This window comes from Rhodococcus sp. P3_B8, from assembly GCF_056402775.1.
This window is the reverse complement of the sequence record NZ_JBFUGT010000287.1, coordinates 1-8,243: the sequence shown is the minus strand read 5'-3', so window position 1 is coordinate 8,243 and position 8,243 is coordinate 1. Positions and strand designations below refer to the sequence as shown.

At 66.5% G+C, this 8,243-nt stretch carries 7 protein-coding genes and 1 pseudogene; 7 read left to right on the top strand and 1 reads right to left on the bottom strand.

What is annotated here, in order from left to right; all coding sequences use genetic code 11:
• From AC1D1G_RS37510 to AC1D1G_RS37500, 3 genes are all read left to right on the top strand, one after another.
• Positions 1 to 307: DUF305 domain-containing protein (locus tag AC1D1G_RS37510; RefSeq protein WP_477956108.1), on the top strand; the 307-nt coding region annotated here is incomplete at its 5' end.
• A 271-nt stretch (positions 308 to 578) separates the two neighbouring features.
• Positions 579 to 1,211 carry an SDR family NAD(P)-dependent oxidoreductase gene (locus AC1D1G_RS37505; RefSeq protein WP_477956107.1) on the top strand — a complete coding sequence of 211 codons (633 nt, stop codon included), beginning with the start codon at positions 579 to 581 and terminating at the stop codon, positions 1,209 to 1,211.
• A gap of 338 nt (positions 1,212 to 1,549) precedes the next feature.
• Positions 1,550 to 1,762: a glyoxalase gene (locus tag AC1D1G_RS37500; RefSeq protein ID WP_477956106.1), complete on the top strand. Its 213-nt coding sequence runs from the start codon at positions 1,550 to 1,552 to the stop codon at positions 1,760 to 1,762.
• 370 nt (positions 1,763 to 2,132) lie between these two features.
• On the opposite strand, the gene AC1D1G_RS37495 is transcribed toward AC1D1G_RS37500, so the two are convergent.
• Positions 2,133 to 2,300, bottom strand: a complete 168-nt coding sequence (locus tag AC1D1G_RS37495; protein WP_477956105.1) for a hypothetical protein — start codon at positions 2,298 to 2,300, stop codon at positions 2,133 to 2,135.
• A gap of 624 nt (positions 2,301 to 2,924) precedes the next feature.
• On the opposite strand from AC1D1G_RS37495, the gene AC1D1G_RS37490 reads away from it, so the two are divergent.
• The 4 genes and pseudogenes from AC1D1G_RS37490 to AC1D1G_RS37475 form a co-directional block, all read left to right on the top strand.
• On the top strand, positions 2,925 to 3,725 hold the full coding sequence (locus AC1D1G_RS37490) for a zinc-dependent alcohol dehydrogenase family protein (RefSeq protein WP_477956104.1): 801 nt from the start codon (positions 2,925 to 2,927) through the stop codon (positions 3,723 to 3,725).
• 748 nt (positions 3,726 to 4,473) lie between these two features.
• Positions 4,474 to 4,974: a helicase associated domain-containing protein gene (locus AC1D1G_RS37485; protein ID WP_477956103.1), complete on the top strand. Its 501-nt coding sequence runs from the start codon at positions 4,474 to 4,476 to the stop codon at positions 4,972 to 4,974.
• 460 nt (positions 4,975 to 5,434) lie between these two features.
• Positions 5,435 to 7,301 (top strand): annotated as a pseudogene (locus AC1D1G_RS37480) (zinc ribbon domain-containing protein).
• Positions 7,302 to 7,358: 57 nt separating this feature from the next.
• Positions 7,359 to 8,243, top strand: an 885-nt coding sequence (locus AC1D1G_RS37475) for an alcohol dehydrogenase catalytic domain-containing protein (RefSeq protein WP_477956102.1), incomplete at its 3' end; no start/stop codon positions are given.

Genomic DNA, 8,243 nt, shown 5'->3' with positions numbered 1-8,243 from the left:
GTGGATGCACGGATCTGATCACGCCATGGGTGACCAGAGCGGCGCGCCCATGCCGGGAGCAGCGAGTACCAGCGAGATCACCCGGCTCGCCGGCCTGCGCGGAGCAGATGCCGAGACACTGTTTCTGCAGCTCATGATTCGGCACCACCAAGGGGGCGTCGACATGGCCGAGGCAGCCACCCACGCGGTTGCCTCCGAACCGATCCGCCGCATCGCACGCGGGATGATCCGTGACCAGAGCAATGAAATCGCAGTAATGACGGCCATACTCGACACCCGAAATGCGAGACCGCTCCCCCACCCGTGAGGCGTCGAGGCTCTCGACCGCCCCACACCCCGAAGCCCAACCCCACCGCGCGACGACGGTCGTCGCATCCAGCCACTGTGCGTCCGCCCTTGCCCGGCCGCGACGACTGTAGAAGCATTTCGGTAGGCGCAGGCCGACCGGCGACTGCATGTCGCGACGGCGTCCTCCGGGGCCGCGATCGGTCGTGCCGACGGCTGCGGCAGGTCCGAGGAGGGAGCGTGCTCGCAAGCTTCCCGGCCATCGGCAGCCGACGCTACCGATCCGAGAAACCATGACCACCGAAACCACACCAGTCCTTATTCAACGCGAACCGGAACTGGCCGGACAAACCGTCGTCGTGCTCGGCGGCAGCGCAGGCATCGGCCTCGAGACAGCTCGCCGCGCCCGGGCCGAGGGCGCCGAGGTCATCCTCACCGGCCACAATCCTGACCGGCTCGAGCAAGCAGCGACAGATGTCGGCACGCAGCGCACCGCAGCCTTCGACGCCAACGACACGGCCGCCTTGGCGAGGTTCTTCCACGTCCTGCAGACACCGATCGACCATGTGTTGGTCACGGCCGGGGGCCCGCGCTACGCACCCCTGCTCGAGATGGACTCCGATGAGGTGCGCGAACAACTCAGCGGTCACGTGGTGCTGGGGCTCGAGGTCGCGCGCAACGCTGCGAGCAAGATGAGGCCCGTTCGCGTCAACCTCATCGCCGCCGGCTTCGTCGACACCCCGTTGTCGGCATCGCTACTCGGAGATCGACTGGACGAGCGCCGGAAGGAATTGCGGACAACGCTTCCGATCGGCCGGGTCGTCGGCCCCGCCGACGTCGCCGCACTGGCCGTCCACATCATGAGCAACACCGCGCTCACCGGCGCGACATACGACATCGACGGTGGGCAACAGTTCGTTTTCTGATGACCACACGACGAAACGTGGGTGGCTGCAGGGACGCCACACCAGGCTCGGTTGGAGACAAACGTCACACCGCCGGGTTCCGGCGTCGTCCAGTTCACCCCGCCCGGCGCCGCCGCCTCGATCCACTTCGGCGCCGACCTCACAACGGCCGCACCCGGTTCCGCCAAGGGATACCTCATCGTCTCCGACATCGAGGCTGCCCGTGACCAGCTGGCCGCCGCCGGCATCGAGGTGACCCTGTTCCACCTCGGCACGGACGGCCCGGGCAACGGGCTGGACCCGGACCGTCGCAGCTACTTCTCGCTGGCGTTGTTCGGCGACCCCGACGCAATGCCTGGGTGCTGCAAGAGGTCACGACCAGGCTTCCCGGGCGCATCGACACCGCCGTCACCTCGTTCGGCTCTGCACGCGACCTCGCGACGGCGCTCCGGCGCGCGGCGGCCGCCCACGGCGGGCACGAAGAGCGCACCGGCGAAGAAGACCCGAACTGGCCCGACTGGTACGCCGAGTACATGGCCGCCGAACAGTCCGGGGCGGAGCTGCCCACCTGAGGAGTTGCACGCCACCGCCATCAGCCATTTTCCCGCGAGGCAGCCATCTCGGAGACGCCTGAGCGGATCGGGCCATCCGGACACGACTGCCACGACATTTGTTGCTACACAGTCCTACCGAAACATGCTCGCCGGGGATCTGCCGGAGATCAGGACGGTTCAGCGAGGTCGTGATCGAGGCTGAGCACGAAACCGTTCAGGTGTTCCTCGCTAGAACGGTGTGCCGTACCCCACCTCGAGCTTGTTCACCGAACCGGCCGGTATCTGCTGAGTGAGCCCGTCCCCATCTCGGCAGCCATCCGCTCAAAGATCTGGTGCGTGCCACCGATCACCCGGCACTCCTGGGCGCCCTCCTGTGGCGCGACGAGTGTCAGCAAGCGGTGCCGGACTTGACGTAGAAGAGGAAGTGCAGAAGGGACAGCACCGGGGACTCAGGCGTCGAGAGTCTGCCGGTCCGGTTCTCGGCACCCTCGGTCTTCCACGGTGCGACGATCGTGGCCAGCACCTCGGGTTGCTCCCAGAGTCGGCCGATTTCCATTGCCGACTTCGGAGGAAACCTCTGTTTCTGTCAAGAGTTCGGGCGTTCGAACACATCGAGCTGTGTTGCGGGTTGGCGAGGGAAGCGCCAGCTCACACCTTGTTTCCGGATTCGAGCGCAGCTGGCCATAAACTCGAGCGGCATCTGAGGCGATGACGGCGTCCGGCTGTTCCGCGGGGCGATCGGTGACCGCCAACGCTGAGTGCCGGGCGGGAATCTCGGTCCAACCCTGGTAGCGAGTGGGGCAGAGGACGGGCCCAGACCCCGTCAATTCCGCCGCGGTGGCAGCATGAGAGCTGGTAGGGCTGTGATTGGGCCGCGCTGATTCGAATCTTGGCCGTCGAACGGCGAGGCCGACGCCATGCACACAGAACCGTGTGAGATCTGAATCCGATTAATGGGGCGCCAGGAAGATGGCAGCCATGCAGTCTGTCGTCGCCGACACGTTAGGCGAACCGTCCGAGGTCCTGCACCTGCAGACCCGCCCGCTTCCGGAGCCCGATCCCGGCCAGGTCCGGATCAAGGTGACAGCAGTACCTGTCCATGCCAGCGATCTGACACCATCCGCGGCAGATACGGATTCACCCGGAGTTCCCAACCGTACTCGGAATCGAATCCGTCGGTGTGTTCGACGAACTCGGAAGCGGCACAGACGGTCTGACCGCCGGGCAACGCGAAATCACGATCGGAGTCACGGGCACGTGGCAGGAGTACGTTCTCGCCGATGCCGGGCGGGTCTTGCCTGTACCGCCCGGCATGAGCGATTCCACGGCGATTCTCGCCAATCCACTCACCGCCGTGGTCTTGACCGGTGATGAACCCGATGTTCAACCGGGTGAATGGCTCCTGCAGACCGCGGCCGGTTCAACCGTGGGCCAGTCGGTCATCCAGTTCGGGGCGCACGTCGGCGTCAAGACCCTCAACGTGGTCCGCCGTCGATCCGCTGTCGAGGACATCCTCGCGCTGGGAGGCACCGCGGTGATCTGCACGGAGGATGAAGACCTGCGCGAACGGGTGGCCGACATAGCAGGCCACGACGGCGTGTCCAAGGCGATCGACTGTGTAAGCGGTCAGATCGGTGCGGACGTGTCGCGTGCGCTGGCACCGCACGGTGAGCTGGTCGTCTACGGTGCGCTGTCCACGCACCGCCAAACCGATCCCGACAAACTCACCATCCCCATCTTCGCGCGCTCACTGATCTACGAAACCAAGACCGTTCGGGGATTCTGGCTGTTCCGCTGGTTCACCGAGACCCTGAAGGACCAGATGGCCGCAACGACCAACCGGACACTTCAGCTCGCCGACAGCGGCGCGCTGCGCGTGCCCGAGGGTCAGCCGATCCCCCTCGAAAAGTTCACCGAAGCCGTCCATTTGGCCGAAGCTCCCGCACACGGGGCCAAACCGCTGCTGGTATTCGAACCGTAGGAGGCAGACGCTGCCCTTCGAGTAAGCGCGGCCGGCTCACGGGCGGGCGGCGGCATGGGCTGGCGCGCCGGGTACACGAACCCTCAGTTGGCGGATAGCCGTTGGACCGTACGGTGCGGATCTTCATCCTTTCGACCGAGATTCTGCCACGGGCGTGCCGACGGTCGAATCGAACCGATGTACCGCGCGTGGAGGCACCGGAGATGTCGTCGGATTTTGTATGGTTGTGTCGACGTGGCGACAGAAGGTGCGGCTTTGGAGCTGCGCCGTCGAGGACGGGAGCTGACGCCTTTGTCCACATCGGTGCGCTCCATGCCGATGTCCCTCGACGGGCACATCGCGGGTCCGAACGAGGGACCGGGTGGCCCCGGCGGCGACGGGATCGAGAGCGCAATGGCGCAGGCGAAGTCGGCCGCCGGGAACCGCAACGTGATGGTGCATGGTGCATACCTCGCCGGCGCGCCGAAACGTCGCCGAGGCAACGCAACGCGGCCGAGAAATCCCAGCACGAATCAGAGGTCGATCGATCCTACAGATCTATTTCCTCGACACTGACGCTTCGGCCGAGAGTTCGATTGCCGTCGACATCGACGAATAGCGCCACCACAAGGCACTCGCCTTACCCGCAAAGAGCGCATTTCCGGACGACACGAACCTACTTTCGTGACAGATCGTCAAACTCGTTGACATACTTGAAGTGATGACTATCCAGATAACGTCTGACGGCTTTCACAAGGATGCGATCTCGATGCGAGATAACAGGCCCGCAGCCTCCGCCCTGCAGCTCTACCGCGAATTTCAGCACCAACACCCCCGAACTCCGGTCCCTGCCGACTTCGTCACCGAATGCGGTTTCCGACTGGGACGTTGGCAGGACCGCCAGCGGATTGCCCGTGTGCTCGGCACTCTGCCGCCCCAGCGCATCGAACAACTCGATGCGATCGGATTTCTGTGGAGCGACGACGACGGCCCACTTCCCGCCGTGTCACGTACCGACGCCAAGCGGCGACGGATGCTCACCGCCATCGCCGCCTACCGTGAAGAGCACGGCAACGCACTTGTTCCCGCGAACTATGTCACCGCTGACGGTGAACAGGTGGGCCAGTGGCTCTACCGGGCGGTAAAGAAGTGGAGGGCCGACGCCTTGCCGGACAAAGAACGTCGCACACTAGCCGTCCTCGGGGTCTCCCCCGGTCCACGACCGCGGGGACCCCGAACCGCAGCACAGCTCGTCGGACACGTGCCGTGAGGCAGACTGCCCGCACGCTGAATACTGTTGCTGTATAGATGTTCAAACATCATCGTCATTCCCCGGACAAGTCGGACCCTCTGGGCAGGCCCGAAGGGGAGCGTGCGGGAGCGACGCCGGAGAGGGTGGAGGCAGTGCACTGCCGGGTATTGGGCCCGACAGGACAAAAGGGGCGTTGCTGGCCGATCGGGAAAGATGGTGCGGGACAGCGCTACTGGTGATGTACATCAGGGTCTGCAAAGATCGCGGCCCAAGTCCGCGGAGGCAGGCGGCAAGGTTGGGCCGGAGGCTCGACGACGCGACCAACGGTCGGTTCACGGGACGGTGGTGCGGGTGGTGTGGCGCGGGATCGATTGGCCCGGTTCGCCGGTGGGCTGGTTCGGGCGGTTCTTGTCGGTGGTCGGCGTTACAGTCGAGGTATTAGGAGATGGGGATGCCACATGTGCTGGTGGGAGGGTTGATGGAAGACGTCACGGCGGCGCCGGAATCGTGGTCCGGACCGTTCTCTGGGCGCTGTGGTCGACACAGTATCGACGACGGGGTGTCCGCGACGCCGCGGCAGTTCTCGTTCACCACCCGCCCATACACAGCGGTCGACGCTGCGACCGGAGAGCCGATCGGACTCGACGACGTCGACACCCGGGTGGGGTGGCTCCTCGACCTGGTCACCGCGGCCGGCGCCGAGTTGGTGTCGCGGCTGTGGCAGCCGGCGACGTTCGATGTGCTCGCCGTCGGCCTGGACCGGCAGGACCGCAGGCTGCCCGCACAGGGTCATGTCGCCGCGGCCCGTCTCGGCTGGACCCCGCACTACCCGTACGGGGTCTACGTCCCGTCGCGTGTCACGCGGGTGGTGACCGCGCAGGTGATGGCGACCCTGCGGACCCTGACCTACCGGGACACCGCGATTACGGCACTCTCGGCCCGATTCGACCCGGCCACCGGCGTTGTGGCGCCGCCGAACGGGTCGGCGAAACACGTGTCAGCGGGTTTCGCTCGTGGCGTGCGACGTCAGCTCGCCGCACACGCCCGCCGCACCGACGGGGCACCGGCCGGCCGAGTGCGGATCACCGACGTCCAGGAACCACCCCGGATGGCGGCGATGGGCCAACTCTCCGCCGCCGACCGGCAGCTCGCACAGATCACCGCGACAGGCCGTGAGCTGGTGTTGACGGTGAAGCTGCCGACCAGCCCGACCCCGGCGGGGCGGGCGCAGTGGCGGCGGGTCCGTCTGACCGCCGCCATCCCCGCGCACCTGCACGGCAGAGCTGTGACCGGCTGGCATCTGCCGACCCTGATCCTCGACCGCCGGGGCCTGTTGTGGCGGGGCGCGGCGACCGAAGTCATCCCGGCAACCGATCTAATGGCCGGCACGGTCGCGGTCGGGGTCGATTGGTCCCCGACCACCCTCGGCGCCGCATCCACCGTGGCCGACAACCCTGAGGGACTGGTGTCGGATTACCGGGGCTTCACCTACGACGACCGCGGCCTCGGAATCAAACTGGCCCGCCTGCAGGCCGAAGGCCAGCTGCTGCACCGCAAGGCTGACCCGGCTGGCCGCCACCGCCCCAGCCGAGGTTCGCACCCAGCTGGAGGCGAAGATCGCCGTCCTCGACGAGCACCGCGAGGCGGTGGGTGCCAAGCGGAGGAAGATCAACCGGGAACTGGCCTTCCACTTCGCCCRCCAAACCACCGACTACTCCGCCGCCGCGGGCGCGCAGGTGATCGCGGTGGAAGATCTCACCACCCTCGAGCCCCGCGGACACGGACGGGTCAACAACAATCGGGCCGCGCAGTCCGCCCGCCGCCACGCCGCCGCAGCCCTCGCCCACACCGCCGCAGGTGCCGGGATCACGGTGGTCTCCGTGCCCGCCCGAGGATCGTCCGCACAGTGCCCGGGCTGCGACGAACCGCTTGCACGCCCCGGCGGCTACCACACCGCGTGGTGCCCGGGCTGCCGGGTCGGCGGCAACCGCGACCATATCGCCGGGGTGAACCTGGCCAAACGCGCACTGCTCGGCAGAAACAAAGCCGCCCAGCGGCGTGGACAGATGCCCGCGGTCCGGGTCGCCGAACACGCGCCGGTGCGGCCATCGCGCGACAAGAAAGGTCCCACCCCGAGCAGGCCGCGGCATCGCCGGGTTCGCCGCAGCCTGCCCATCGTGACACCGCGGTTGGGGGTGACTCCGAAACAGCATGTTCCTGCACCACAAGCGTCGGTGTGGGACACGGTCAAACCCACGCCACCGCACGGTGATGCGGGTAGCCGTGACACACGTCTATCTCCCACGCCCGCCACGCAAGTGGCAGATAGTATGAGATTTACGTAGACGCTTCACTGAAACCTGGTTCTCGATCCCTCAGGACGACAGACAGGGAGATTACAGATGCCCACCCATCAGGCAGTTCACGTCCAGGCCCCCGGCGAACCGCTGACACTCGTCGACGTCGAGACAGGGTCGCCCCCGCGCGACCACGTACGCATCGCGGTGTCGGCGTGCGGAGTGTGCGGCACCGACCACGCCTTCGTCAACGGCGCGTTCCCGGACATGTCTTGGCCCCTGACACCTGGACACGAGATTGCCGGAACCATCGCCGAACTCGGCGACGGCGTCGACCACTACACCGTCGGCGACCGCGTCGCTGTGGGTTGGTTCGGTGGGCACTGCAACCGGTGCATCCCCTGTCGTCAGGGCTCCTTCATTCATTGCGAGAAGTTGCAGGTGCCGAGCTGGCAGTACCCTGGCGGATACGCCGAGTCGGTGACCGTTCCAGCAAACGCACTGGCCCGGATTCCGAACGAATTGTCCTTCGCCGAAGCAGCACCCATGAGTTGCGCCGGAGTCACCACGTACGACGCGCTGCGCAAAACCAGGGCCGTCCCGGGCGACCGCGTCGCCATCCTCGGCATCGGCGGACTCGGCCACCTCGGTGTGCAGTTCGCCCGGGCGATGGGTTTCGAGACGGTCGCCATCGCCCGCGGCGCAGACAAAGGCGACGACGCCCGCCAGCTCGGCGCCCACCACTACATCGATTCCACCGCCGGTGACGTCAGCGAAGCGTTGCAGGCTCTCGGTGGCGTATCCGTGGTTCTGGGGACCGCGGCGAATTCGAAAGCGATGGGTGATGTGGTCGGTGGGCTGCTTCCGTTCGGTGAACTCACGGTCGTCGGTGTCACGCCCGACCCACTGCCGATCAGCCCCCTACAGCTGATCACTCCCGGCGTCGATGTCACCGGCCACCCGTCCGGCACCGCCCGCGACGTCGAAGAG